The sequence below is a fragment of the Arthrobacter sp. KBS0702 genome (assembly GCF_005937985.2).
Classification (GTDB): domain Bacteria; phylum Actinomycetota; class Actinomycetes; order Actinomycetales; family Micrococcaceae; genus Arthrobacter.
Map to the genome: position 1 here is coordinate 2,896,658 of NZ_CP042172.1, position 21,933 is coordinate 2,918,590.

General features: G+C 67.9%; 25 protein-coding genes and 1 tRNA gene. 9 read left to right on the forward strand and 17 right to left on the reverse strand.

Annotated features, from left to right (window positions below; genetic code table 11):
* Positions 1–78: 78 nt before the first annotated feature.
* The gene (locus FFF93_RS13345) at positions 79–1,212 is read left to right on the forward strand and encodes an SLC13 family permease (protein ID WP_138770376.1); all 1,134 of its coding nucleotides are present in this window, start codon (positions 79–81) and stop codon (positions 1,210–1,212) included.
* 9 nt (positions 1,213–1,221) lie between these two features.
* Here FFF93_RS13345 and FFF93_RS13350 read toward each other — a convergent pair whose 3' ends face one another.
* Positions 1,222–1,647 (reverse strand): VOC family protein, encoded by a 426-nt coding sequence (locus FFF93_RS13350; protein ID WP_138768492.1) that lies wholly within the window; start codon positions 1,645–1,647, stop codon positions 1,222–1,224.
* Between the two features lie 194 nt (positions 1,648–1,841).
* Here FFF93_RS13350 and FFF93_RS13355 point away from each other — a divergent pair, with 194 nt between their 5' ends.
* Positions 1,842–2,819: a DNA-3-methyladenine glycosylase gene (locus FFF93_RS13355; protein WP_138768491.1), complete on the forward strand. Its 978-nt coding sequence runs from the start codon at positions 1,842–1,844 to the stop codon at positions 2,817–2,819.
* Positions 2,820–2,977: 158 nt separating this feature from the next.
* Here FFF93_RS13355 and FFF93_RS13360 read toward each other — a convergent pair whose 3' ends face one another.
* Entirely contained in the window at positions 2,978–4,654 is a 1,677-nt protein-coding gene (locus FFF93_RS13360) for an AMP-binding protein (RefSeq protein ID WP_138768490.1), read from the reverse strand.
* A 111-nt stretch (positions 4,655–4,765) separates the two neighbouring features.
* Between FFF93_RS13360 and FFF93_RS13365 the strand changes: the two genes are divergently transcribed.
* Positions 4,766–5,044 (forward strand): putative quinol monooxygenase, encoded by a 279-nt coding sequence (locus FFF93_RS13365; RefSeq protein WP_138768489.1) that lies wholly within the window; start codon positions 4,766–4,768, stop codon positions 5,042–5,044.
* Positions 5,045–5,154: 110 nt separating this feature from the next.
* Here the strand turns inward: FFF93_RS13365 and FFF93_RS13370 are convergent, their stop codons facing one another.
* The 4 genes from FFF93_RS13370 to FFF93_RS13385 all read right to left on the reverse strand — a co-directional run bounded on the left by FFF93_RS13370 (position 5,155) and on the right by FFF93_RS13385 (position 7,419).
* Positions 5,155–5,559, reverse strand: a complete 405-nt coding sequence (locus FFF93_RS13370; protein WP_138768488.1) for a co-chaperone YbbN — start codon at positions 5,557–5,559, stop codon at positions 5,155–5,157.
* Between the two features lie 95 nt (positions 5,560–5,654).
* Entirely contained in the window at positions 5,655–6,200 is a 546-nt protein-coding gene (locus tag FFF93_RS13375; protein ID WP_138768487.1) for a thioesterase family protein, read from the reverse strand.
* Between the two features lie 53 nt (positions 6,201–6,253).
* Positions 6,254–6,982, reverse strand: coding sequence for a Type 1 glutamine amidotransferase-like domain-containing protein (locus FFF93_RS13380; RefSeq protein WP_138768486.1), 729 nt, complete (start codon positions 6,980–6,982; stop codon positions 6,254–6,256).
* Positions 6,983–7,014: 32 nt separating this feature from the next.
* Positions 7,015–7,419 (reverse strand): VOC family protein, encoded by a 405-nt coding sequence (locus FFF93_RS13385; RefSeq protein ID WP_138768485.1) that lies wholly within the window; start codon positions 7,417–7,419, stop codon positions 7,015–7,017.
* Between the two features lie 181 nt (positions 7,420–7,600).
* Here FFF93_RS13385 and FFF93_RS13390 point away from each other — a divergent pair, with 181 nt between their 5' ends.
* Positions 7,601–8,419 (forward strand): hypothetical protein, encoded by an 819-nt coding sequence (locus FFF93_RS13390; RefSeq protein ID WP_138768484.1) that lies wholly within the window; start codon positions 7,601–7,603, stop codon positions 8,417–8,419.
* Here FFF93_RS13390 and FFF93_RS13395 read toward each other — a convergent pair.
* Together FFF93_RS13395 and FFF93_RS13400 are read right to left on the reverse strand one after the other, a co-directional pair.
* The gene (locus FFF93_RS13395; RefSeq protein ID WP_261375138.1) at positions 8,416–9,507 is read right to left on the reverse strand and encodes an EAL domain-containing protein; all 1,092 of its coding nucleotides are present in this window, start codon (positions 9,505–9,507) and stop codon (positions 8,416–8,418) included. The genes FFF93_RS13390 and FFF93_RS13395 overlap by 4 nt on opposite strands.
* 92 nt (positions 9,508–9,599) lie before the next feature.
* Entirely contained in the window at positions 9,600–9,776 is a 177-nt protein-coding gene (locus tag FFF93_RS13400; RefSeq protein ID WP_138768483.1) for a DUF1059 domain-containing protein, read from the reverse strand.
* A gap of 533 nt (positions 9,777–10,309) precedes the next feature.
* Here FFF93_RS13400 and FFF93_RS13405 point away from each other — a divergent pair.
* Positions 10,310–10,774, forward strand: coding sequence for a hypothetical protein (locus FFF93_RS13405; protein ID WP_138768482.1), 465 nt, complete (start codon positions 10,310–10,312; stop codon positions 10,772–10,774).
* Positions 10,775–10,881: 107 nt separating this feature from the next.
* Here FFF93_RS13405 and FFF93_RS13410 read toward each other — a convergent pair whose 3' ends face one another.
* From FFF93_RS13410 to FFF93_RS13420, 3 genes are all read right to left on the reverse strand, one after another.
* Entirely contained in the window at positions 10,882–11,277 is a 396-nt protein-coding gene (locus tag FFF93_RS13410; RefSeq protein ID WP_138768481.1) for an STAS/SEC14 domain-containing protein, read from the reverse strand.
* Between the two features lie 223 nt (positions 11,278–11,500).
* Positions 11,501–11,582 (reverse strand) — tRNA-Tyr (locus FFF93_RS13415).
* Positions 11,583–11,732: 150 nt separating this feature from the next.
* Positions 11,733–11,987, reverse strand: coding sequence for a hypothetical protein (locus FFF93_RS13420; RefSeq protein ID WP_138768480.1), 255 nt, complete (start codon positions 11,985–11,987; stop codon positions 11,733–11,735).
* A 200-nt stretch (positions 11,988–12,187) separates the two neighbouring features.
* Here FFF93_RS13420 and FFF93_RS13425 point away from each other — a divergent pair, with 200 nt between their 5' ends.
* The gene (locus tag FFF93_RS13425; RefSeq protein WP_138768479.1) at positions 12,188–12,679 is read left to right on the forward strand and encodes a YajQ family cyclic di-GMP-binding protein; all 492 of its coding nucleotides are present in this window, start codon (positions 12,188–12,190) and stop codon (positions 12,677–12,679) included.
* A gap of 39 nt (positions 12,680–12,718) precedes the next feature.
* On the opposite strand, the gene htpX is transcribed toward FFF93_RS13425, so the two are convergent.
* Together htpX and FFF93_RS13435 are read right to left on the reverse strand one after the other, a co-directional pair.
* Positions 12,719–13,591 carry a zinc metalloprotease HtpX gene (gene htpX / locus FFF93_RS13430; protein WP_138768478.1) on the reverse strand — a complete coding sequence of 291 codons (873 nt, stop codon included), beginning with the start codon at positions 13,589–13,591 and terminating at the stop codon, positions 12,719–12,721.
* Between the two features lie 59 nt (positions 13,592–13,650).
* Positions 13,651–14,922 (reverse strand): MFS transporter, encoded by a 1,272-nt coding sequence (locus FFF93_RS13435; protein ID WP_138768477.1) that lies wholly within the window; start codon positions 14,920–14,922, stop codon positions 13,651–13,653.
* Between the two features lie 81 nt (positions 14,923–15,003).
* Here FFF93_RS13435 and FFF93_RS13440 point away from each other — a divergent pair, with 81 nt between their 5' ends.
* From FFF93_RS13440 to FFF93_RS13450, 3 genes are all read left to right on the forward strand, one after another.
* Entirely contained in the window at positions 15,004–15,471 is a 468-nt protein-coding gene (locus FFF93_RS13440; RefSeq protein ID WP_138768476.1) for a Fur family transcriptional regulator, read from the forward strand.
* A 24-nt stretch (positions 15,472–15,495) separates the two neighbouring features.
* Positions 15,496–17,007 carry a catalase gene (locus FFF93_RS13445; RefSeq protein WP_138768475.1) on the forward strand — a complete coding sequence of 504 codons (1,512 nt, stop codon included), beginning with the start codon at positions 15,496–15,498 and terminating at the stop codon, positions 17,005–17,007.
* A gap of 128 nt (positions 17,008–17,135) precedes the next feature.
* Positions 17,136–18,329, forward strand: a complete 1,194-nt coding sequence (locus tag FFF93_RS13450; RefSeq protein WP_138768474.1) for a polysaccharide pyruvyl transferase family protein — start codon at positions 17,136–17,138, stop codon at positions 18,327–18,329.
* Here the strand turns inward: FFF93_RS13450 and FFF93_RS13455 are convergent.
* From FFF93_RS13455 to FFF93_RS13470, 4 genes are read right to left on the reverse strand one after another with little or no spacing between them, the layout of a single operon-like run.
* Entirely contained in the window at positions 18,326–19,207 is an 882-nt protein-coding gene (locus tag FFF93_RS13455) for an ABC transporter ATP-binding protein (protein WP_138768473.1), read from the reverse strand. The genes FFF93_RS13450 and FFF93_RS13455 overlap by 4 nt on opposite strands.
* Positions 19,197–19,970 (reverse strand): ABC transporter permease, encoded by a 774-nt coding sequence (locus tag FFF93_RS13460; protein ID WP_138768472.1) that lies wholly within the window; start codon positions 19,968–19,970, stop codon positions 19,197–19,199. The genes FFF93_RS13455 and FFF93_RS13460 overlap by 11 nt, the downstream gene beginning before the upstream one ends.
* Positions 19,967–20,809 (reverse strand): ABC transporter permease, encoded by an 843-nt coding sequence (locus FFF93_RS13465; RefSeq protein ID WP_138768471.1) that lies wholly within the window; start codon positions 20,807–20,809, stop codon positions 19,967–19,969. Before FFF93_RS13465 ends, FFF93_RS13460 begins: the two co-directional genes overlap by 4 nt.
* Entirely contained in the window at positions 20,806–21,792 is a 987-nt protein-coding gene (locus FFF93_RS13470; RefSeq protein WP_138768470.1) for an ABC transporter substrate-binding protein, read from the reverse strand. The genes FFF93_RS13465 and FFF93_RS13470 overlap by 4 nt, the downstream gene beginning before the upstream one ends.
* Positions 21,793–21,933: the final 141 nt, after the last annotated feature.

Consider the following 21,933-nt stretch of genomic DNA (forward strand, 5'->3'; position numbering starts at 1 on the left):
CCCCGCGGGTGCGACGATGGGGCGGTGAAGCGAAGGACCTGGTTGAAGACGCTGCGGAGCTACCTCGTCCCCGGCGGCATGCTGCTGGCCGGGGCCGCCACGCTCGGCACCGGGCTGTTGCCCTGGCCGGACTTCGAGGAGCTCACCGGCCGCACGGTGCCGGTGCTGGGGTTCGTGGTGGCCATGTCCCTGGTAACGGAACTGGTGGACGACGCCGGGCTGTTCCGGGCGGTGACCGACCGCCTGGCTGCCCTGGGACGGGGCCGTGTGCTGCTGCTCTGGCTCCTGGTGATTGCGCTGGCTTGCGTGTCCACCGTGTTCCTTTCGCTGGATACGACGGCGGTGCTGGTAACGCCCGTCGTCGTGCTGCTGGCCGTCCACGCGCGCATCCCGCCGCTGCCCTTCGCCCTGACCACCATCTGGCTAGCGAACACGGCGTCGCTGCTGCTGCCCGTGTCCAACCTGACCAACCTGCTGGCCCAGTCCCGGCTGGGCCTCAGTCCGGCCGCCTTCGCCTCGCTGGTCTGGGCCCCCGCGCTGGTCGGAATCCTGCTCCCCCTGGCGCTGCTCTGGCTGGCCTTCCGCAAGGAGCTCCGGGGCGGCTACGCGCCGCAGCCCGTCCACCGCGTGCGGGACAAGGTGCTGCTCTACGCCTCGGCCGGCGTGATGCTGATCCTGCTGCCGGCCCTGGTGTCCGGAGTCCCGGTGTACCTGCCGGCCGCTGCCGCCGCCGCGGTCCTGCTGGCGATGTTCCTGTGGCGGCGCCGGTCCAGCCTGCGCTGGTCGATGGTCCCTTGGCGGCCGCTGATGCTCACCATCGGGCTGTTCATGGTGGTGGAGGCGCTGCACGCCAACGGCCTGGCCAGGGTGCTGTCCGGCGTCGCAGGTTCCGGGAACAGCCTGCCCGCACTGCTCCAGCTGGCGGGGCTCGGGGTGGGCGCCGCGAATGCGGTCAACAACCTGCCGGCCTACCTCGCGCTGGAGCCGGTGGGCGGCTCGCCGGTGCGGCTCGCGGCGCTGCTTATCGGCGTGAACCTGGGTCCGCTGGTCACCCCGTGGGCGTCTCTCGCGACCCTGCTCTGGCACGAACGACTGCGGGCGCTCAACGTCGAAATCCGCTGGGGTGGCTTCGCGCTTGCCGGCCTCGCCGCCGTCGTCCTCACCGTTCCCGCGGCGGTCTTGGCGCTGTGGCTCGCAAGCGGGATGCACTAAGGCGCGGCGTCAGGCTCCTAGATCGTTGCCCGCCGCCTCCCCGGCCGTTTCCGGCGCCGGGGCAGCGTTCTGCCAGAGCCCCACAACGTTGCCCTCGGTGTCCTTGAAGTACGCGTTCCAGCCGGACCCGGGGACCTCCATCTTGCCGCGGTGGACCGAGCCGCCCAGGGCCACGATCTGCTCCAAGGCGGCGTCGATGTCGTCGACGTCGACCGTCACCACGGGGGCGGTAAGGTCGCCGCGGCGGAACAAGCCGCCGTTGATGGACCCTGAGACCGCCGGGCGGCCTTCCTCGTTCATCGGCGTGGTCATCGCCAGACTGTATTCCATCTCCGGCATGACCTGGAAACCCCACCCGAACACCGAACTGTAGAACTCCCGGGCGCGGTTTTCGTCGTCCGCGGGAAGCTCGAAGTGCACCACTCCACCAGCCATCACATTCTCCTGACCATCATGGGATCCGCTCCCGGGCGGACGCGGGAACCCGCGTCCAGCCGGATTCTATGCCCCGCACGGCACCGCGGTTAAGGGCCGTTGGACCCGCTGCCCCCTGCCGCTGAGTTCCCCCGGCGGCGTCCCTGCGAAGCCCGGATGCCTCCGCCGCCGGCCTCTCGTGGGAACATATTCGGATGACCACCGCAGAGCTCCCGGCCCGCGCAGCCGCCGCGGACGCCTCGCTCCGGTGGCACCCGGGCGGCCCCTACGATCTCCTGCAGACCCTCGGCACGCTCCGACGGGGCCACGGTGACCCCTCCATCCGGGTTGCCCCGGACGGCTTCTGGATGGCATTCACGACGGCGTCCGGCCCGGCCACGCTGCACCTGGCCACCGCCGGCCCGGCGGCCGCGCCCTGGGTCGAGGCACGCGCCTGGGGACCCGGTGCGGCCGAAGCGGTCAGGGGCGTCCCGCGGCTGCTGGGCCGCGACGACGACTGGACGGCCTTCGACGAACCGGGCTTTCACGCCACGCTCCCCCGGATGGTCGTCGAAGCCAGGCGCCGCAACCGGACCCTCCGGCTGCCGTCCACCGGCCGGATGATTGACGCGCTGGTGCCCACGGTCCTCGAACAGAAGGTCACCGTGATCGAGGCGCGCCGCGGCTACCGCTACCTGATGTACCGCTTCGGGACCGCGGCCCCCGGCGCCGGCACCCTCGCCCCGGCCAACCTTCTCGTGCAGCCCACACCGGAGCAGTGGCTGCGCATTCCGTCCTGGGAATGGCACAAGGCCGGAGTGGGCCCGCAGCGCTCGGACACCGTCATGCGGGCGCTCCGCTCCGCCGCCGCGCTGGAACGCCTGGCCGCACTGCCTGCAGCCGAGGCCGCCGCGAAAATGCAGACCCTTTCCGGGATCGGGGTGTGGACGGCGGCCGAGGTGGTGCAGCGCACGCACGGCTGCCCGGACTCGATCGCGGTGGGCGACTACCATCTGGCCGCCTATGTGGGCGCCGCCCTGACCGGCCGGAGGACGGACGACGCCGGCATGCTGCGGCTGCTCGCCCCCTGGGCCGGCCATCGGCAGCGGGTGGTCCGCCTGATCGGCCTGAGCGGATTCCGGAAGCCGGTCTTCGGCCCGCGGATGACCATCCAGGACCACCGGAATCACTGACCGGCGCCGCTGAGGCCGGTTGGGCCGCACTTCGGGGGCACTTTGGCGCGGACACGCCGCCAAGCGGGCCGCCGCCGTCGTACATCGCGCCCAAAGTGCCCCCGGACGGTACCACCGGCCGCGAAACAGCGCTACCGCCGGCCATCGCCGGCCAAGGCCTACAAATGCAGCCGGGCCACCGCTTCCTGGCGCATGTCCACCTTGCGGATTTTGCCCGAGACGGTCATCGGGAAGCTCTCCCGGACGTCCACGTAGCGCGGGATCTTGTAGTGCGCCAGCTTCCCGCGGCAGAACTCCGCCAGCGCGTCGGCGTCGAGCGGGCCGGCGCCGGGTTTGAGGATGACGCAGGCCATCAGTTCCTCGCCGTAGGTGGCGTCCGGGACGCCGATCACCTGCACGTCCTGGATGTCCGGGTGGGTGTAGAGGAACTCCTCGATTTCGCGCGGGTAGACGTTTTCGCCGCCGCGGATCACCATGTCCTTGATCCGCCCCTCGATCACCAGATAGCCGTCCTCGTCCATCCGGGCGAGGTCGCCGGTGTGCATCCAGCCCTCGGCGTCGATCGCCTCCGCGGTCTTGTCCGGCTGGTTCCAGTAGCCCTTCATCACGGAGTATCCGCGGGTGCACAGCTCGCCGATCTCGCCGCGCTGCAAAACGTCCCCGGTCATCGGGTCCACGATCCGGCTCTCCAGCTGCGGCATGGTCCGGCCCACGGTCTGCGTGCGCTGCGCCAGAGTGTCCCCGTCGCGGGTCATGGTGGAGACCGGCGAGGTTTCCGTCATGCCGTAGCAGATGGCGACGTCGCGCATGTTCATCTCGGCGATCACCCGGTTCATCACTTCGATGGGGCACAGGGAGCCGGCCATGACTCCGGTGCGCAGCGTGGCGAGGTCGTAGGAGGCGAAGTCCGGCAGGGCAAGTTCGGCGATGAACATGGTCGGCACGCCGTAGAGCGACGTCCCGCCGAAGTCCTGCACGGCCTCCAGCGCCGCGGCCGGCGAGAACCCGCGTCCCGGAATGATGGTCGCGGCGCCGTGGCTGAGGGCGGCCAGGTTTCCGATCACCATGCCGAAGCAGTGGTAGAACGGCACTGGGATCACCACGCGGTCGTGCTCGGTGTAGCCCAGCAGCTCCCCGATGGAGTAGCCGTTGTTGAGGATATTGTGGTGGGTCAGGGTGGCGCCCTTGGGGAAGCCGGTGGTCCCGGAGGTGTACTGCAGGTTGATCGCGTCGTGCGGGTCCAGTTCGGCCATCCGCGCCTTCAGCCCGGAATGCGCGACGTCGTCGGCCCGCCGCAGCAGTTCGGCATACGTCTGCTCCGCCGCGCCTTCCGGAACCCCGGCGGCGAGGCCGGGCTGGCCGGCGTCCGGCAGGAACACGAGTTCCCGCAATTCGGGACATTCGGCCAACGCCCGCCGCGCCATGCCGGTGTAGTCGCTGTTCTTGTCCGAGGGCGCCGCCACCAGCATCCGCATGCCGTTCTGCCTGACAACGAACTCGAGTTCGTGGCTGCGGTAGGCCGGATTGACGTTGACCAGGATGGCCCCGACCTTCGCCGTAGCGTACTGCAGGATGGTCCACTCGGCGCAGTTAGGGCTCCAGATCCCCACCCTGTCGCCCTTGTCGACGCCGACGGCGAGCAACGCCCGGGCCAGCCGGTCGACGTCGTCGTTCATCTTGGTGTAGCTCCACCGCCGGGCTTCCCCGCCCGGAACTGCCGCCGCCTCGATCAAGGCATCGTGGTAGGGGAACCGGGCGACGATCCGCTCGAAATTGTCGCCGATAGTCTCATTGAGCAACGGGACGTCAGTGTCCCCGGCTGTGTAGGCAAGCATGATGCGACGCTACCAACAGGCCGGCGGCATGAGAAGGGTAAAGCGTGGAAGTCCTAGGAAATCTTGTGCACATGCTGCGGTGCGCGGGTGGCCGCCGGGTAGGGTGAAACCATGAGCGCACCTATTGACCTGCAGGCCACTTTCATCCCCAACGACGGCGAATTCTTCCGTGTGAAACTTGCCCTCGAGATCGCGATCGACGAGGTGGTCAACGAACCCGGCTGCCTCCGGTACGAGCTGACCGAGGCGAGCGAGGACAAGCTGGTGCTGACCGAGCAGTGGGCCTCGCAGGAGGACCTGGACAGGCACGCCAAAGGCACCGCACTCCAGGACCTGAACGAGTCCCTGAGCGCGTTGCTGGCCGAGCCCGTGAAGCTGGAGAAGCTCTAGGGCCACGGGGCCACGGCGCACAACACAAACGCGGGGTCACATCACGCCCATAATCCCGTCAAGGATGGGCGCGAAGTGACCCCGCGTTGCTTTAAGTTTCTGTTGCCGGCCTAGGCGTCCGGGATCTGGGTGCCGTCCTGCGGGGCGGCGGCCTCGGCCTGCGAGCGCGCCACGTGCGCGTGGACTTCCTCCATGTCCAGGGCCTTGACGGCGTCGACCACCTGCTCCAGCTGCTGGGCGTTCAGCGCGCCGGGCTGGGAGAAGACCAGCACCTTTTCGCGGAAGGCCATCAGCGTGGGGATCGAGGTGATGCCGGCCTCGGCGGCAAGCTGCTGCTCCGCCTCGGTGTCCACCTTGGAGAAGACGACGTCCGGGTGCTTCTCGGAGACGGCGGAGTAGGTGGGGCCAAACTGCTTGCACGGGCCGCACCATTCGGCCCAGAAGTCTACAAGGACAATGTCGTTGTCCTCGACGGTCGCTGCGAACTGTTCACCTGTAATGTCTACGGTTGCCATGGCCTCAACGGTACGCGAGCAGCCCGCGAATGTCCCCCGCGTTTCGCTGATGGCACATCCCGGGCAGGCCAGGCTGAGGGGATCAGGCCGGCAGATCAGGCCCAGACGTGCGGGGCCGGACGGCGGGCGCCGGGCAGCGCATTTGTTTCGCGCCAGTCATGGATCCACTCCGGCAGTTCCAGGTCCGCCGGGGGCGCCCCGAATTCGCCGATGATCTCGTCCTGGCTGACCGGCTTGCCCTTGCTGACCAGACGGGTGGCAATGTGGGCGCGGGCGTAGATTTCGCCGTCGGCCACCATCCGCTGTTCAAAGTAGATGGCCTTCTCGTCCAGCCCGATGACCTTGGTCTCGATCGTGTACTGCTGCCATAGCTGCAGGGAGCGGCGGAACGCGATGGTCTCCCCCGCCACCACCGGGGTCCAGCCGCGCCTGCGAATGGCCTTCCACGTCCCGCTGCGTGCCATCAGGTCAAACCGGCCCAGGTCCATCAGGGAGAAATACATGCCGTTGTTGACATGCAGCGCGATGTCGATGTCCGTCGGCAGGACGCGCAGCGGCAGCGACGAGGCATCCCAGATGCCCAGCGGGGGGCGCCGGGCGGAGGTGATGAGCAGGAGGAGGGTGCGGAGGAGCAGGTGCATGGACACTATGTTACCCGCGAGTAACAAAGGTGCCAAGGGGGGGGTGCCCCGCCTCAGTCGGCCGAAAGAACGGCCACCGTAGCCTTCCGCCCGGAGGCCCGGATGGTCCAACAATTTCCGCTGCCGATGACTTCTAGGTCCTCCAGATCCGCATGGCGCAGCACCAGCGCCGTATTCTCGTCCACCGCCACAGCCCGGTCCACGAGGCCCTCCGCCACGGCCCCGACCGCCCGGCTCAGGGTGCCGGCCTGCGCGGCATGGACGTCGACGGCGAACGGAACCAGTCCCAGGCCATCGCGGACGTCGAGTTCATCGAGGCCTTCGGAGCACTCGACCGAGCACACCTCGGTACCCCGGATCCGGTAGCCGCCCACGAGCGCCCGTTGCGGCGCGATCATCGCCCCCGCGGAGAACCCCAGGTAGGGCACGCCGGCTGCGGCGGCCGCACGGATCGCCGCCGCCGAGCCGAGCAGCCCGGCGAGGTATTCGGGGGTGGGACCGCCCCCGACGACGATCCCGTCGACGTCGTCGAATGCCGCCGGATCGGCTGGTTCGCCGGTGCGCAGCAGGGTGGGCGCCACATCGCAGGGTATGCGGCTCTGCAGGGGCTCCAGGTAGGCGGGGAGGAAGTACTCCGAACTGCCTTCACGGTCGAAGAGCACGACCGCGATCCGGGTAGGCCTGCTTCCGCCGGCACGGCGCCGGACATCCTTCACGAAGCGGTCAAAAACCACCGGGGTTGTGACAGTGTCCGGGCCGCCGCCCACGAGGATGATGCTCATGGGTTCACGGTACCTGCCGGGTTAGCTGTGCGTCAGTCCGTGGCGATCAGCTCGACCTCGAAGCCGTCTAAGTTCACCAGGTAGGCGGCAAAATGCGCGGGACCGCCGGCGTGGGGATATTTCTCCGGGAACAGCTCGGTCCAGCCGTGGGCGGGAGCGGTCGCCGCCATGGTGTCCACCTGCGTCCGGGTCCCGGCATGGAAAGCCAGGTGGTTCAGCCCGGGGGCGGTGCGCCGGTGGGTCCGGCTGCTCAGGTCCGGGGATTCCTCAACGACGATGTACGTCGGTCCGCGCCGCCAGCTACGCCCTTGGGGCCAGTCCTGGTACTGCTCATAGCCGAGCCCGGTGAGCAGCCAGCCCCATTGGTCCTTGGCCCTGGCCAGCTCCGGCACCCAGAGTTCCACGTGGTGCAGCGCACCAAAAGATTCGTCAGTCACCGTCAGAGTCTGGCACGCGGCTTAGTACAGGACGCGCTGGAAGAGGACGTGGTGCGCTGCGGAAAGGGCCACGCACAATGCCGCTCAGCGTCATGCCGCCCGCGGGGGGCGCCGGGGATCGGTTCACCGGGCGCCTGCCCCGGCCGGCCGACCGGCCGGCCGGCCACGTTAGACTCGGGGCATGTCGGCTCTGTGGGGGGCGCGGATCCTGCGCGTAAAAGTGGTAATTCTGGTGTTGCTCCTGCCGCTGGCCGCATGTGAATACAGTCCCGACGAGCCGCCCGCGCCTGCGCCCACGGCCACGCACTCAGTCGATCCCGCGGTATTCCTGGCCGCAGTGACCCGGCAGCTCGGGGGACCGCCTGCCGGTTCCAGCTTCCCGTATGCCATCGGCAAGACCGCCGAGTGGACCGCCGAGCTTGCCGCCGGGGACTACCTGTTGACGGCGGCCTGCTCCGGCGCCACCCGGCTGGACCTGAAGTTGACCCGCGCCCAGGGACTTCCGGAAGCCAGGGACTACCCCTGCGGTGAAGCCCGCGCCTCGTTTTTCCGCCACACCGGCGGAACGCTCACGGCCCGTGCCACCGCGCTCTACGGACTCGAGGCCGGGGTCGCCGGGGTGAAGATCGAGCCCAACTCGGACGAATCACTACGCGAGAATTTCGGCGCCAGCGCCTGGGCACGGGACGTCCTGGACCCGTCCAGGCCCGGCGAATACCGGGGGTCCGCTACGTCCGACGCGCCGACCAGCTTTGGGCTCGCCGCCCCCGCCGGCCGTTACGAATTGAACTTCGCCTGCCGCGGGACGGCAGCGACGCGGCTGTCCATCCGCAGCTGGAGCGGCGCGCCGGCCCTGGCTGAAATGACCGTCCCGTGCGGGGAGGTCATCAGCACCGATCTCCAACTGCCCTCCGACGGCGCCGAGCTGAGCATGGCCCCCGCCGGGGGCACCGGTCAGTACTCGTTCCGGCTGGTGCCGTCCGGGAAGGGGCAGGGCTAGTCTGCGGGCTCGTCCGTGGGCTCGTCCGTGGGCTGGTCCGTCGCCCCGGCCAAGGCGATGACCATCCGCTCCATCCGGGCGATGCCGGCGAAGCGGCCCGCGTTGTCCGTCACCAGGAGCGGGTCGAAGCGCTGGCTCTGCGGCCTCGTCATGGAGCGGGCCAGGGCCTGGCTGAGCGGGGTATCAAGGTTCACCCGCATTCCGGGGCTCACCACGCCAAGCGCGGACGCCCCGGCGCCCAGCACCGCGACCGGCCGCAGGCGCTCGCCCAGCAGCACGACGGCGTCCAGCGCCGGGTTGGCCGCGAACGCTTCGGCCGCCTGCGTGACGGTCGTCGCCGCGGTCGCCGGTTCGACGACGTCGCGGATGACCGTCTTGTGGGTCACCGGACGGGCGCTGGCCAAGCGGTGCGCCACGTCAAGGTCGATGCCGGCCCACGGCGGGGCGGGCCGGGCAAGGTAGTAGCCCTGCACGAGCGGGACCCCCAGCGAGACCAGCGCGTCGAGTTCCTCAACCCGCTCCACACCCTCGGCCAGGATCCACGCATCCACGCGGCTCGCAAAGGCTCCGAGCATCCCGATAAGGGCGCGTTTCGCCTCGTCGCGGTCGACGTCCTGGATGAGCGCCCGGTCGATCTTGATCATTGAGGGCCGCAGGGCCAGCAGGTGGCGCAGTCCCGCATAGCCCGCTCCGGCGTCGTCGACGGCAATCAAGGCTCCGGCGGCGCGCAGCTGGTTGAGATCCGGTTCCAGCTCCAGATACGAATCGATGGGTGTTTGCTCCGTCAGTTCCACGATGAGGCCGCCCAGCGCGCCCTCTTCGCGCCAGACACGGCGGATCTCTTCCGAGCTCAGCAGCTCCGGCGAGACGTTGAGGGTGAGGAAGCAGTTGGCGGGCAGCGCGGCGCGGGCCTTCAGCGCCGTCCGCAGCGCGGCAGCCTCAAGCTCGGCGGCTTTTCCGCGCTCCCGGGCAGCCGAGAACCAGACCTCGGGGTTCTTTTCGGTGTAGCCGGGAAACCTCGCAAGGGCCTCATAGCCAACCACGGCGCCGCGGGCGGTATCAACAATGGGCTGATAGACCGTTGCCAATCCTTCGCCGCGGCAGGCCAAGGCAAGCAGGCTGTCCCAGTCGGGCGGCGCGGGCGGCGCGGGCTCAGGGCGTGGGCCGCCTGCCGCTGGTGTCAACTAACCGGGTGGATTGCTTTGTGCACCGATTCGATCAGATCGGCAGGCAGATCGGTCAGGCCATGCACGGAAGCGGCATGTGCCCCCACCTGGACCAGGATCTCGTCCTCCGTGCTGCAGACCCAGCGGGCTTCACAACCGGGAACGACGTCACCACATGCAAACGACTTCACTTCAGCTCCTCAGGCTCAATGGTCAACGGCCCAACCCTACTCCGCGGTAGGGGTGAATCGGCCGATATGCGGCCCCGGGTGTCGTGCTACGGGCCGACGCCGCTGGCCCCGGGACGTCACAGGAATTAACGCTCCGCCCCTGTTGTCCCCACCCCGGCCGGGCTATCGTGGTTGGTGAACGAACCTCTCCGTAGACTCGATGACGAGGCGGGGTGTCGTTCCAGCCACAGCCGGTCCAGGATTACCGTTCCGCGAACCTCCTGTTGGCGTTGGGGCTGGCGCGGGGGGTCCCCAAGAACAACAGACCGTGCCCAGGCGCGACAGGCGCGCACCACTTATACCGGGCATGGAGCCCCGAATGCGCTGACGACGCGCGTTCTCCGCCCACGGCGGCCCCGGCCAGCCAGGCACTATGTGGCGCGCGAGCCTGCGCCGGAGCACTTCGGGGCCATCACCGCAGACGTCTCGGGAGGCTAAATGCCAGGTCCGAGCGGCTGCGGTTCACCAGGATGGAACTCACGCAAGGAAACCTCATGAAGAGCTCACTACGACTGGCCGGCGTCACCCTGCTTGCCAGCGGACTAGGCCTCGGCGGCACCGTTCTCTCCGCAGCAGCGGCGTCGGCGGACACCGGGCTGAAGGCAACGGCAACGATGTCGGGCGACCACCGGGATTTTAAGGACGACACCTGTATGAACAGGCACGACTCCTCCCACGGCTGGTGGGATTCGAAGGGCCGTTTCCACGACCGCGATGACCACAGCGGCTGGCGCGACGACAACTGCAACTGGCGTTCCGACGACGACACCGATGGCCGTTGGCACGACGGAAACGGCTGCGAGCACGATCGTTGGGGCTGGTGGAGCCACGATGGCAGGTTCAACTGGGACGACCGCAGTTCCCGGAGCCATGACCACGGCAACTCCGGAGACCACCACTCCGATCACAAGTCCGACAACAAGGACCACAACGTCCACAACAAGTGGAGCAAAAACTAGCTAGCAAGGGAGGCCGGCTGAAGCGTTCCCGCCCGCCGGGAACAGTGGGGGCACCGTTCAGGCGGCGCCCCCACAGCCGTGCCCGCGCGGAAGGGCTGGGTACCCGATCAGCCGGGGACGTTTTGGGTGGCGCCGTCGTTGGCGCCCAGTTCGGCCAGCCACTGAAGGGCGTCCGCGGTGGAGGTGAAGTAACGTTGCGGGCATTCGTTTCCGCGGCGCATCCAGGCCGCGACCACTCGGTCCACGTTCGTTTGACCGACCAGGGCCACAGAGGAGACGAAGCGGCTTTCCAGGTAGTGGTTGCGGGCGCCGGCGCTCAGCTTGACGTCGCTGATGTCGATCAGCAGGGGCAGCATGCGGCCGGCGCTGATTTTTGATATGGCCAGCACGGATTCGGCCGCGTCCGCGGTTTCGAGCGCGGAACCGCCCGCCCAGACCAGCTGAAGAATGCCGCCCTCATCCAGGCTGAGCGTACCCTTGCCAGCCGCCAGGACTATTTCCATCGTGATTCCCCCTCCCGCGACAGACTAGCGTGTCGCGGGTCAAAATGTGACGCCGGTTACGTTTACATCCAAAAGAATGACGATCCGGCGCGCATCGGCTGCTCCGTAACGACCGTTTTCACGGCACATAAGGGCGCTCAGGGAGCACAATCGCCGCGGCCGGCGAGGACGTACAAAAGAGAAAGCCTCCGGAACCGATGGGTTCCGGAGGCTTTCGCGAGGGTGGCAGATGAGGGATTCGAACCCCCGTAGGCGTTGCCAGCTGATTTACAGTCAGCCCCCTTTGGCCGCTCGGGTAATCTGCCGAACTTCAAAAGAAGATCACTCGCGGCCTCCGTGTTCGGAACGCCTGTTTCCAGTCCGTTCCGCTTCCAGCAACCGCGGGCAAGACAACTTTACAGAACTTCCGCCGAAGAATCGAATCGGCTCGCGGCGGCCCCGGGAAGGCCGGAATATCAGGCTTCTCCGAGGATGCGGCCGGCAATTTTGGCCTCGAACTTCGCCGCCTGCTCCGCCGTGACCTGGTTGAGCTGCACTGCCCGGGCCAGGTCTGCCTGCACCCCGTCCAGGCGGGCGGAAGCTTCGGCCGCGGGGCTGAGGATGATCGAGGCCGCGAGCGCCGCGGCCGCTATCGAGGTCGCCGCCGTCGTGAGGGAGCTCGCGGCTGCGGCGGTGCTGCTGGTGACGTAACGGACGGCCTTGCGGTTCATGTGCCTTGCCTTTCAAGCGGCTCTTCCAACGGATACAACTCTGCCGGGGCAGGCTTCGTTCCCCCCGTGGTTCAGCTTTGAGCCAACTGTGAGGACCGGTCCTCCCGCGGCACCTTCACAACCGGAGCATCCGTACTAGGCTGGAATGCAGAAAACACCGCCCTCAGCAGGGCGCCCGGACAACCATCAGGAGGACAGTCATGGCAGGCGAATCCACATTCGACGTCGTCAGCAAGGTCGACAAGCAGGAGGTCGCCAACGCGCTGAACCAGGCGCAGAAGGAACTGGCGCAGCGTTACGACTTCAAGGGCGTTGGCGCCGAGGTCGACTTCAGCGGCGAGAAGATCCTCATGAAGGCCAACTCGGAGGAGCGGGTGCTGGCCGTCTTGGACGTGTTGCAGTCCAAGCTCATCCGCCGCGGTATCTCGCTGAAGTCCCTCGACACGGGCGAGCCCTACCCTTCCGGCAAGGAGTTCCGGCTCGAGGCCACCATCAAGGAAGGCATTGCCCAGGACCTGGCGAAGAAGATCAACAAGCTGATCCGCGATGAGGGGCCCAAGTCGGTCAAGTCGCAGATCCAGGGCGACGAGCTCCGCGTGACCTCCAAGTCCCGCGACGACCTGCAGGAGACCATGAACCTGCTGAAGGGCTTCGACGAGGCCGACCTGCAGTTCGTGAACTTCCGCAGCTAGGAGCGCCATCACCGACGCCGGGGCCCGGCTTTTTCGCGTCTACCCCAGCTGCCGGCCCGCCATCCGCTCGAGCCGCCCGATCCGCTCGCTCATCGGCGGGTGCGTGGAGAACATCCGCGCCATGCCGCCGCCGCGGAACGGGTTCGCGATCATCAGGTGCGAGGCGTTCACCAGCCGCTGGTCCTGCGGCAACGGCGCGAGCTGCACGCCCTGCTCGATCTTGCGCAGGGCGGAGGCCAGCGCCAGCGGGTCCCCGGTGAGCGACGAGCCGTCTTCGTCGGCGTCGTACTCGCGGGTCCGGGAGATGGCCATCTGGATCAGCGAGGCGGCGAACGGCGCCAGCAGCGCCATCGCGAGCAGCGCCAGCGGGTTGCCGTTGCGCCGGTCGCCGCCACCCCCGAAGAAGAGCAGCATCTGACCCACCGAGGTGATCACGCCGGCGACGGCGGCAGCCACCGAGGACGTGAGGATATCCCGGTTGTAGACGTGCATCAGCTCGTGGCCCAGCACGCCACGGAGTTCACGGGCGTCGAGCAGCTGCAGGATGCCCTGCGTGCAGCAGACCGCAGCGTTTTGCGGATTCCGGCCGGTGGCGAAGGCGTTCGGCGCCAGCGTCGGCGAGACGTAGATCCGGGGCATCGGCTGGTTGGCGCGGGCTGAGAGCTCCCGGACAATCTGGTACAGCTGGGGCGCCTCGGCTTCCGTCACCGGGTAGGCCTGCATGGACCGGATCGCGATCTTGTCGCTGTTCCAGTATCCGTAGGCCGTGGTGCCGACGCCGATCAGCGCCATGATCCAGATCGGTGCCGCGCTGCGCGTGCCCGATCCGATCAGCGCGCCGAGGCCCAGCAGCACCGCCCAGAGCACCCCGAACAGGGCCGCCGTCTTCAGGCCGTTGTGATGGTTGTGCACTGGTCCTCCCGTTATGCCCCGGGTGTCCCCAAAGGATCACCCACTTGAGAAACGAACCGCTACGGGACCGGGTTCCGCGCGTCGTACGCCAGGAAGCCGGACTGCCGGCGGGCCACGAGCCAGGCCACCACCGCGCACAGCACGCCGCCCGCGAGCAGGACCCAGCCCTCACTGAGCAGCTTAGTCGCGCCGCCCGCCAGCATGTCCCCGACCCGGGGCCCGCCCGCGACGACCACCACGAAGACCCCCTGCAGCCGGCCGCGCAGGTGGTCCGGGGCGGCCGACTGCAGGATCGTGGTGCGGAAGACTGCGCTGACAGAGTCGGCGATGCCGGCGAGCGCGCAGCACACGGCGGCCGGCACCAGCCACAGGGTCACACCGCCGGCACCGGCGCGGCCGGCGAGCACGACAACCAGGCCCAGCCCCGCGATCGAGGCGCCCCAGCCCATGACGGACCAGACCACCGCGGCGCCTTGGGCACGGACCGCGCCGAGGGGCCCGGAAAAGAGTCCGGCCAGGAAAGCGCCCACGGCGGTCGAGGCGAGGAGCACACCGACCGTGGCCTCGCCGCCGCCGATCATCAGCGCGCCGATGGCAGGCAGCAGGGCCCGCGGCTGGGCCAGGATCATGGCCACCAGGTCGATGACGAAGGTCATGCGCAGATTGGGCCGCGTGCCGAGGAAACGGAAGCCCTCGACGACGGAGCGCAGTCCCGCCCGGTGCGAGGCCTGCCCCGGCGGCATCGGCGGGAGCTTGAGCAGGGCCCAGACCACAAAGGCGAAGCTGGCCACGTCGACCGTGTAGGTCCAGGCGAAGCCGACCGTGGCGACCAGCACGCCGGCCAGCAACGGCCCGGCGGTCATGGTCAGGCCGAAGATCATCATGCTCAGGGCGTTGGCCGCCGGCAGGAGCTCCTTGCGCACGAGCACCGGGATGATGGCGCTGCGGGCTGGCTGGTTGATGGCCTGCGCACCGCTCTGCACGGCGACCAGGAGGTACAGCAGCCAGACATTTCCCAGCTGCAGCCAGGCCTGCAGCGCCAGCGCACCGGTGGTCAGCCAGAGCACCGCGGAGGCGAGGAGCGCGACCTGGCGGCGGTCATGGGCGTCCGCGATGGATCCGCCGAGCAGGCCGCCAAATACGAGCGGGACCAGGGCGAAAATGCTCAGCAGGCCCACGTAGAGGCTGTCCTGGGTGAGCCGGTAGACCTCGAGGCTGACGGCCACCAGGGTGAGTTGGCTACCGAGCGCCGAGGCGGCGGAACCCAGCCACAGGCGGCGGAACGCCGGGCTCTCGCGCAAAGGCGTGATGTCCGCCAGGAATTTCCCCACCCGGCAACTCTAGTGGGACACAATGGCGAAATAAGCCGAACCTTATTGTGAGCTGCTAAAAATAAGTGTTTGAATGGGGCCATGACGGATACCGCGGGCAGCAGCGAGGCATGGGCTGCCGCCCTGCGCGCCCACGGACGCCGGGTGACCAAGCAGCGGTTGGCCGTGCTGGCCGCCGTCGCACGCCATCCGCATTCGCCGGCGGAGGGCATCCTTGCCGCCGCCCGCGAGGAACTGCCGGACCTGACGGCACAATCCGTCTATGTGGTCCTCGGCGACCTGACCGAGATGCAGATGCTGCGCCGGTTCGAACCTCCCCACTCCCCTGCGCTGTATGAGACCCGGGTGGGCGACAACCACCACCACGCAGTCTGCATCAGCTGCGGCCGCGTCGAGGACGTCGAATGCGCCGTCGGCCACGCGCCGTGCCTGACCCCGCACTGGGAGGCGGGCTCCAAGCCCATGACCATCCAGATCGCGGACGTCCTGTACCAGGGCATCTGCGAGGACTGCCAGCGCACCCAAAAACTTCCCGCCGACCGTAACTAAGTTAGAAACAGAAATAGGAGAACGATGACTCAGAACATCTCTGCGCCCGCAGTGTCCACGACACAGTCCGGAGCCCCCGTCACGTCCGACGCCCACTCGCAGTCCGTCGGTGCCGACGGCGCGATCATCCTCACCGATCACTACCTGATCGAGAAGCTGGCCCAGTTCAACCGCGAACGCGTGCCGGAGCGCGTCGTGCACGCCAAGGGCGGCGGCGCGTTCGGTACCTTCAAGACCACCGGCGACGTGTCCCAGTACACCAAGGCCGCACTGTTCCAGCCGGGCACCGAGACGGACATGCTCATCCGCTTCTCCTCCGTCGCCGGCGAAAACGGCTCCCCCGACACCTGGCGTGACCCGCGCGGCTTCGCCGTGAAGTTCTACACCACCGAGGGCAACTACGACCTGGTCGGCAACAACACCCCGGTGTTCTTCATCCGCGACGGCATCAAGTTCCCGGACTTCATCCACTCGCAGAAGCGCCTCCCGGGCACCCACCTGCGCGACGCCGACATGCAGTGGGACTTCTGGACCCTCTCCCCCGAGTCCGCGCACCAGGTCACCTGGCTCATGGGCGACCGCGGACTGCCGGCCTCCTGGCGCGAAATGCAGGGCTACGGCTCGCACACCTACCAGTGGATCAACGCCGCGGGCGAGCGCTTCTGGGTCAAGTACCACTTCAAGTCCAACCAGGGCGTCAAGTCCCTGACGGGCGATGAGGCCGAGTCGCTGGCCGGCTCGGACGCGGACTTCTACATCCGCGACCTGCAGGAGAACATTGCCGCGGGCAACTTCCCGTCCTGGGACCTGCACGTGCAGGTCATGCCCTACGAGGACGCCAAGACCTACCGCTTCAACCCGTTCGACCTCACCAAGGTGTGGCCGCACAGCGACTACCCGCTGGTCAAGGTCGGCACCATGGAGCTGAACAAGAACCCGGAGAACTACTTCGCGCAGATCGAGCAGGCCACCTTCGCGCCGTCGAACTTCGTGCCGGGCATCGCCGCTTCACCGGACAAGATGCTGCAGGCCCGCATCTTCTCCTATGCCGACGCACACCGTTACCGCGTGGGCACCAACCACGCCCAGCTGCCGGTCAACCTGCCCAAGAGCCAGGTCAACAACTACAGCCAGGACGGCCAGGGGCGCTACCACTTCAACGCGCCCTCGGTTCCGGTGTACGCCCCGAACTCCGTCGGCGGCCCGGCTGCCGTGGAACCGCAGAGCCCGGCCGGCGGCTGGGAGAACGACGGCGAGCTGACGCTCTCCGCGCACTCCCTGCACGCTGAGGACGGCGACTTCGGCCAGGCCGGCACGCTGTACCGCGAGGTGTACGACGACGGCGCCAAGGCCCGCCTGCTGGACACCATCACCGGCGCCGTGGGCGGCGTGAAGAGCCCGGCCATCAAGGAACGCGCCATCCAGTACTGGACCAACGTCGACGCCGAGCTCGGCGCGAAGCTGCGCGCCAACCTCGGCGCCGCCGCTGCCGGCGCTGCAACCTCGGACGCCGAGGCCGCCAACAAGGTCGGCTAACTGCCCCAGCACCGAAGAACACCCCGCCGCGGAGACCCGCGGCGGGGTGTTCCGCTTTCCCCGGCACTTCCCGGAATTTCCCGCCGTTCCGACCAACCCGCGGCGGCGCGCCGACTATAGTCGGGTAAATGAATCCGGGAATTATTTACCTTGTCGGCACGTCCGGCCACCCCAACTTCGGCGATGAGTTCATTGCCGCCGCCTGGCTCAAATACCTCGCCGTGGCCCGGCCAGACGCCGATGTCTGGCTGGACAGCCCCCAACCTGGGATGGCGCAGGTGCTCTTCGAGGGCCTGCATCCGCGGCTCCGGGTCACCAACACCCTCTGGCGCCTGGTGCATGAAAACGCCGACCTTCCCGCCGACGAGGCCGCGAAGAACATCCGCGAACGCGTCACCGGCCTGGGTACCCCGGCGTACGATCTGGGCCTCCTGAAGATGCGGGAAGCCGAATCGCTCCACCTGATCGGCGGCGGCTACGTCAATGAAACCTGGCCGCACCACGCCGGGCTGGTCGTCGGCATGCGCGCGGTCGGTGAAATGACCGGCGCCAAGCTCTTCGCCACCGGACAAGGGCTCATGCCGGTGCTGTCACCGGCCCCCGGGGAAACGCCGCTGTTCCGCGGGTTCACCTACGCCCGTGCGCGCGACGAGGCGAGCGCGGCCGCGCACGGGCTGGAGATGGGCCTGGACGACGCCTTCCTCGGGATCGAAGAGGAACTCTCCCGGACCGAAGCAGCCCCCGGCCTCTACGTCTGCATCCAGAGCGACATGGCGGATCCCGGCCGGCTCGAATCCGCCGTGGAACTCGCCCGCGCCGAAATCGAGCGGGCTGCCCGCCAGGGCATCGCTGCGTACTACGTCGAAGCCATCCCCGGCTTCGACCGGGCAGCCTACGAGCGGCTGGCGGATCTCATCCCCGAGGAGCGGTTCGTGCCGTTCGTCCACGTCTGGAACCACGGACTCCCGCTCTCCGACCAGCAGACCTGGGTCACCAGCCGTTTCCACCTCCACCTGCTGGCGGCTGCCGCCGGGGCGCGCGGCATCGCCGTCGGGATGAAAAAGGGCTACTACGACGTCAAACACGAATCGGTGACCGCCCTGGGAAGCGGCTGGCCGCTCGCCCTGGACGAGGGTAGCCCGGCCATGCCGGCGCAGGCAGGGCCGCTGGCGGCGAAGCTGCCCGCGCTGCTGGCCCGCAAGCGCGCCGAAGCCGAGACCCTCTATCCGGCGGAACCCGGCGTTCCGGCCCAGCCGGCTTCCAGTGCCGCCAAGCTGTTCAACCTCGCACGGAGCGGGGTATCACGGCGGGGCAGGGGCTAGGCCAGGCCGGCCGCCGCGCCGGCCGCTGACGAGCCTGCCGCGCCCGGCGTGGACGCGCCGGCTGCCGCCGGCCGGTGGCCCTTCTTGGCCAGCTGGATCTGCTCGTAGACGTGGTGGCGGAGCTCCGTGAAGCGGGGCAGTGACCGGGTCTCCAACTGGTCGCGTTCGGCCGGAAGGTCGATCACGATGTCCTCCTGCACCACGGTCGGGGAGCTGGAGAGGATGATGACCCGCTCGCCCAGGTACACGGACTCATCGATGTCGTGGGTGACGAAAAGCACCGTCACGCCGAGCTTCTTCCACACCACCCGGATCAGGTCCTCAAGGTCCGCGCGGGTCTGGGCGTCCACGGCCGCGAACGGTTCGTCCATCAACAGGACCTCGGGCTGGTACGCAATGGCGCGGGCGATCGCCACGCGCTGCTGCATGCCGCCGGAGAGCTGCCACGGGTAGGAGCGCGGCACGTGCGCCAGGCCCACCGCCTCGAGGGCCTCGTCGACGAGCCGGTCACGTTCGGCCTTGGGCACGCCCTGGTTCTTCAGCGGCAGCTCCACGTTGTCCCGGACGCGCATCCAGGGAAACAACGACCGGCCGTACTCCTGGAACACCACGGCCATCTTCTTCGGCGGACCGGACACCCGCTTGCCGTCCAGGAGCACTTCGCCCTCGGTGGGCGCCATCAGGCCCGAGATGCACTTGAGCAGGGTGGTCTTGCCGGATCCCGAGGGGCCCACGAGGCAGGCCAGTTCCCCGGCGCGGAGATCGAAGGTGAGGTTCCGCACCGCCTCGACGTCGCCGCCGTCGGTCTGGTAGACCTTCTTCAAGCCGCGGACCGAAAGCATCGCTTCCGGGGCCGCCGGGGCTGCACTAGGCTGCATTTTCTACCTCTTTCTGGCCGTGGTACCAGCGCAGGATGTTCCGCTCGGCCCACTGGAAGATGAATGACATGGCCACACCCAGGAGCCCGAGCACCACAATGCCGGACCACATTTCCGGGATGGCGAACGAGCGCTGGAACTGGACAATGGTGAAGCCCAGCCCGGAGGACGAGGCGAACATTTCGGAAATGACCATCAGGATCAGCCCCAGGGACAGCGACTGGCGAACGCCGGCCATGATCTGCGGGCTGGCCGACGGCAGGACGAGATACCGGACCCGGGCCCAGCCATCGATGCCATAGGTGTGGCTGGAGTCGGAGAGGACGGAGTCCACGGCCCGGACGCCTTCGATCGTGTTCAGGAGGACGGGCCAGACACAGCCGGAGATGATGACAACGACCTTCATGGAATCCGTGATGCCCAGCAGCAGCATCAGCACGGGGACCAGCACGGGCGGCGGAATGGCGCGGAAGAATTCCAGCGTGGGTTCCAGCAGCGCACGGAGCCATTTGACCGAGCCGATCAACACACCGCCGACGACGCCGATCGCGATCGCCGCAACAACGCCGACCAGGAGCCTGCCGATGCTGGGCAGCACGTCCGAGAAGAAGCGCGGGCCGAACCACACCTGGCCGAACTTGCTGACCAGGGCGGCGGGAGTGGGGACGAAGAAGTTGACTGAGCCCAGGGTGGCCGCCCACCAGGCCAGGACCAGCAGGACCGGCAGGGCCAGCACGTAGCCCGCGGTTTTCAGTGCTTTCATACGATCGCCTCGGAACGGACGGAGGAGTGCCAGGACAGGGTCTTCTTCTCGATGAACCGCATCAGGACGTTGATCAGGACGCCGATCAGGCCCGTCGCGAGGACTAGGGCGTACATGCCGGAGATGGCGCCGCCGGACTGCGCGAGCGCAATTTCACGGCCGAGGCCCGGCGAGCCGATGACGAGCTCCGCCGTGATGGCCAGCACCAGGGCAACCGTGGCGGCGAGCCGGACGCCGGTCATCAGGTACGGCAGGGCGGTGGGGAACACAACGTAGCGAATCCGGGCCATCGCGCCCAGCCCGTAGGTCTTGGCGGTGTTGTTGGCGACCATGTCGACGTCGGCCACTCCGTAGAGGACCTGGATCAGTACCTGCCAGAAGGCTGCGTAGGTGATCAGCATGAGGGAGGACTCAATCTTCACGCCGAAGAGCAGCACGGCCAGCGGAATCAACGCCACGGACGGGATGGGGCGCAGGAACTCGACGGTGGAATTGGTGGCTTTGCGCAGGAAGGTGCTGGAGCCGATGATAAAGCCCAGCAGCACCGCGAGGGCGACGGCGATGATGAGGCCAAGGAACCAGGCCTTCATCGTTTCGCCGACCGAGACCCAGAACGCGGTCAGGCTGAAGTCACGGAGCAGCGCCGCAATGACCTCGCTGGCCGGCGGCAGGTACCGTGCGTCGATGATGCCCAGCCGGGGAATGAGCTCCCAGGTGGCCAGGAATCCCACGATCCCGGCGACGCCGAGGAGCTGTTTTACCGGAAGTCTGCGCGCGGACCGCCGGTCCCGCCCCGCAATGGGGGCGGAACCGCCGGCGAGTGGAGCCGCTTGACTCACGGGAGCAGGTCGCCGGCGCTCGGGGCCTTGGACAGCGTGCCGTACCGGGCGGCGGCGTCGCCGAGGGTCTTGAAGGCGTCCTTGTTGAACTCCACCCGGTAGCGCGGCAGGATCATCTTGGCGCGGGTGGCTTCGTCAATCTTGGTGTAGGTGCCCACGATGTCGCGGACCTCCTGCGGGTGCGCCTGGGCGTATTCGAGGGACTTGTTCATGGCCCGGGTGAACTTCTGGGTCAGGTCAGCCTTGCCCTTGATGGTGTCCGACTTCGTGAAGTAGCCGGCAATGTCCAGCTCGGGGCTCATGTCCGCGAAGTTCGAGGAGATGATCTTGCCGCCGTCGGCCACCGCCTTGGACAGGAAGGGCTCCAGGATCCAGGCCGCGTCGACCTGCTTGTTGGCAAGGGCAGCGGGGGCATCCGGGAAGGCCACCTCAACGAACTTCACTTCAGCGGTGCTGCCGCCGTCCTTTTCGATAACGGACTTGATGGTGGTGTCACCGATGTTGGAGAGGTTGTTCACCGAGACGGTCTTGCCCGCGAGGTCCTTCGGGGACTTGATGCTGGAACCGGCCGGGACAACGACGCCGCCGATGTCCTTGCCCTTCTCCCCCGTGGTCGAGGCGCCGTTGGCCACGAACTTCAGGTCAAGGCCCTTGTCCTTGGCCACCATGACCGAGATCAGGTTGGAGAAGGCGAAGTCGAAACTGCCGCTGACCACACCGGGCACGATCGCCGCGCCGCCGGTGGCCGTCTGGATGTCCAGCTGGAGTCCTTCGTCCTTGAAGAAGCCCTGCTTGTTGCCCAGGTAGATGGGGGCGCAGTCGACAATCGGGATCACACCGACGCTGATCTTGGTCAACTCGCCGCCGCCCGAGGCGCCCCCGGACGCGGTGCCGCCGCCCGTCGAACTCGGCGATCCGCTGCTGCAGGCCGAGAGTGCGAGGACCGATGCGGCAGCCAGCACGGTGATAATACGACGTTTCATGTTCACTCCTGTGTGCGCATTGGCGTGAGAGTGACTAGCCCCCAAGCCCCATGTGTTCGCTTCCCGAACAATCGTTCAAAAATAAGTCTGTCCCAAGGCTACTGTGAGGTCAACCACATTGGGCGCATTGTTACACCTCTG

Excerpts from the sequence above, each read along its gene's own strand:
- FFF93_RS13360 (WP_138768490.1), bottom strand. The coding sequence starts at position 4,654 with ATGCTTGCCTACACAGCCGGGGACACTGACGTCCCGTTGCTCAATGAG.
- FFF93_RS13405 (WP_138768482.1), top strand. The coding sequence starts at position 10,310 with ATGAAGAGCTCACTACGACTGGCCGGCGTCACCCTGCTTGCCAGCGGA.
- FFF93_RS13445 (WP_138768475.1), top strand. The coding sequence starts at position 15,496 with ATGACTCAGAACATCTCTGCGCCCGCAGTGTCCACGACACAGTCCGGA.
- FFF93_RS13365 (WP_138768489.1), top strand. The coding sequence starts at position 4,766 with ATGAGCGCACCTATTGACCTGCAGGCCACTTTCATCCCCAACGACGGC.
- FFF93_RS13420 (WP_138768480.1), bottom strand. The coding sequence starts at position 11,987 with ATGAACCGCAAGGCCGTCCGTTACGTCACCAGCAGCACCGCCGCAGCC.
- FFF93_RS13455 (WP_138768473.1), bottom strand. The coding sequence starts at position 19,207 with ATGCAGCCTAGTGCAGCCCCGGCGGCCCCGGAAGCGATGCTTTCGGTC.
- FFF93_RS13345 (WP_138770376.1), top strand. The coding sequence starts at position 79 with ATGCTGCTGGCCGGGGCCGCCACGCTCGGCACCGGGCTGTTGCCCTGG.
- FFF93_RS13410 (WP_138768481.1), bottom strand. The coding sequence starts at position 11,277 with ATGGAAATAGTCCTGGCGGCTGGCAAGGGTACGCTCAGCCTGGATGAG.
- FFF93_RS13355 (WP_138768491.1), top strand. The coding sequence starts at position 1,842 with ATGACCACCGCAGAGCTCCCGGCCCGCGCAGCCGCCGCGGACGCCTCG.
- FFF93_RS13390 (WP_138768484.1), top strand. The coding sequence starts at position 7,601 with ATGTCGGCTCTGTGGGGGGCGCGGATCCTGCGCGTAAAAGTGGTAATT.
- FFF93_RS13380 (WP_138768486.1), bottom strand. The coding sequence starts at position 6,982 with ATGAGCATCATCCTCGTGGGCGGCGGCCCGGACACTGTCACAACCCCG.
- FFF93_RS13460 (WP_138768472.1), bottom strand. The coding sequence starts at position 19,970 with ATGAAAGCACTGAAAACCGCGGGCTACGTGCTGGCCCTGCCGGTCCTG.
- FFF93_RS13425 (WP_138768479.1), top strand. The coding sequence starts at position 12,188 with ATGGCAGGCGAATCCACATTCGACGTCGTCAGCAAGGTCGACAAGCAG.
- FFF93_RS13350 (WP_138768492.1), bottom strand. The coding sequence starts at position 1,647 with ATGGCTGGTGGAGTGGTGCACTTCGAGCTTCCCGCGGACGACGAAAAC.
- FFF93_RS13370 (WP_138768488.1), bottom strand. The coding sequence starts at position 5,559 with ATGGCAACCGTAGACATTACAGGTGAACAGTTCGCAGCGACCGTCGAG.
- FFF93_RS13450 (WP_138768474.1), top strand. The coding sequence starts at position 17,136 with ATGAATCCGGGAATTATTTACCTTGTCGGCACGTCCGGCCACCCCAAC.
- FFF93_RS13440 (WP_138768476.1), top strand. The coding sequence starts at position 15,004 with ATGACGGATACCGCGGGCAGCAGCGAGGCATGGGCTGCCGCCCTGCGC.
- FFF93_RS13375 (WP_138768487.1), bottom strand. The coding sequence starts at position 6,200 with ATGCACCTGCTCCTCCGCACCCTCCTCCTGCTCATCACCTCCGCCCGG.
- FFF93_RS13470 (WP_138768470.1), bottom strand. The coding sequence starts at position 21,792 with ATGAAACGTCGTATTATCACCGTGCTGGCTGCCGCATCGGTCCTCGCA.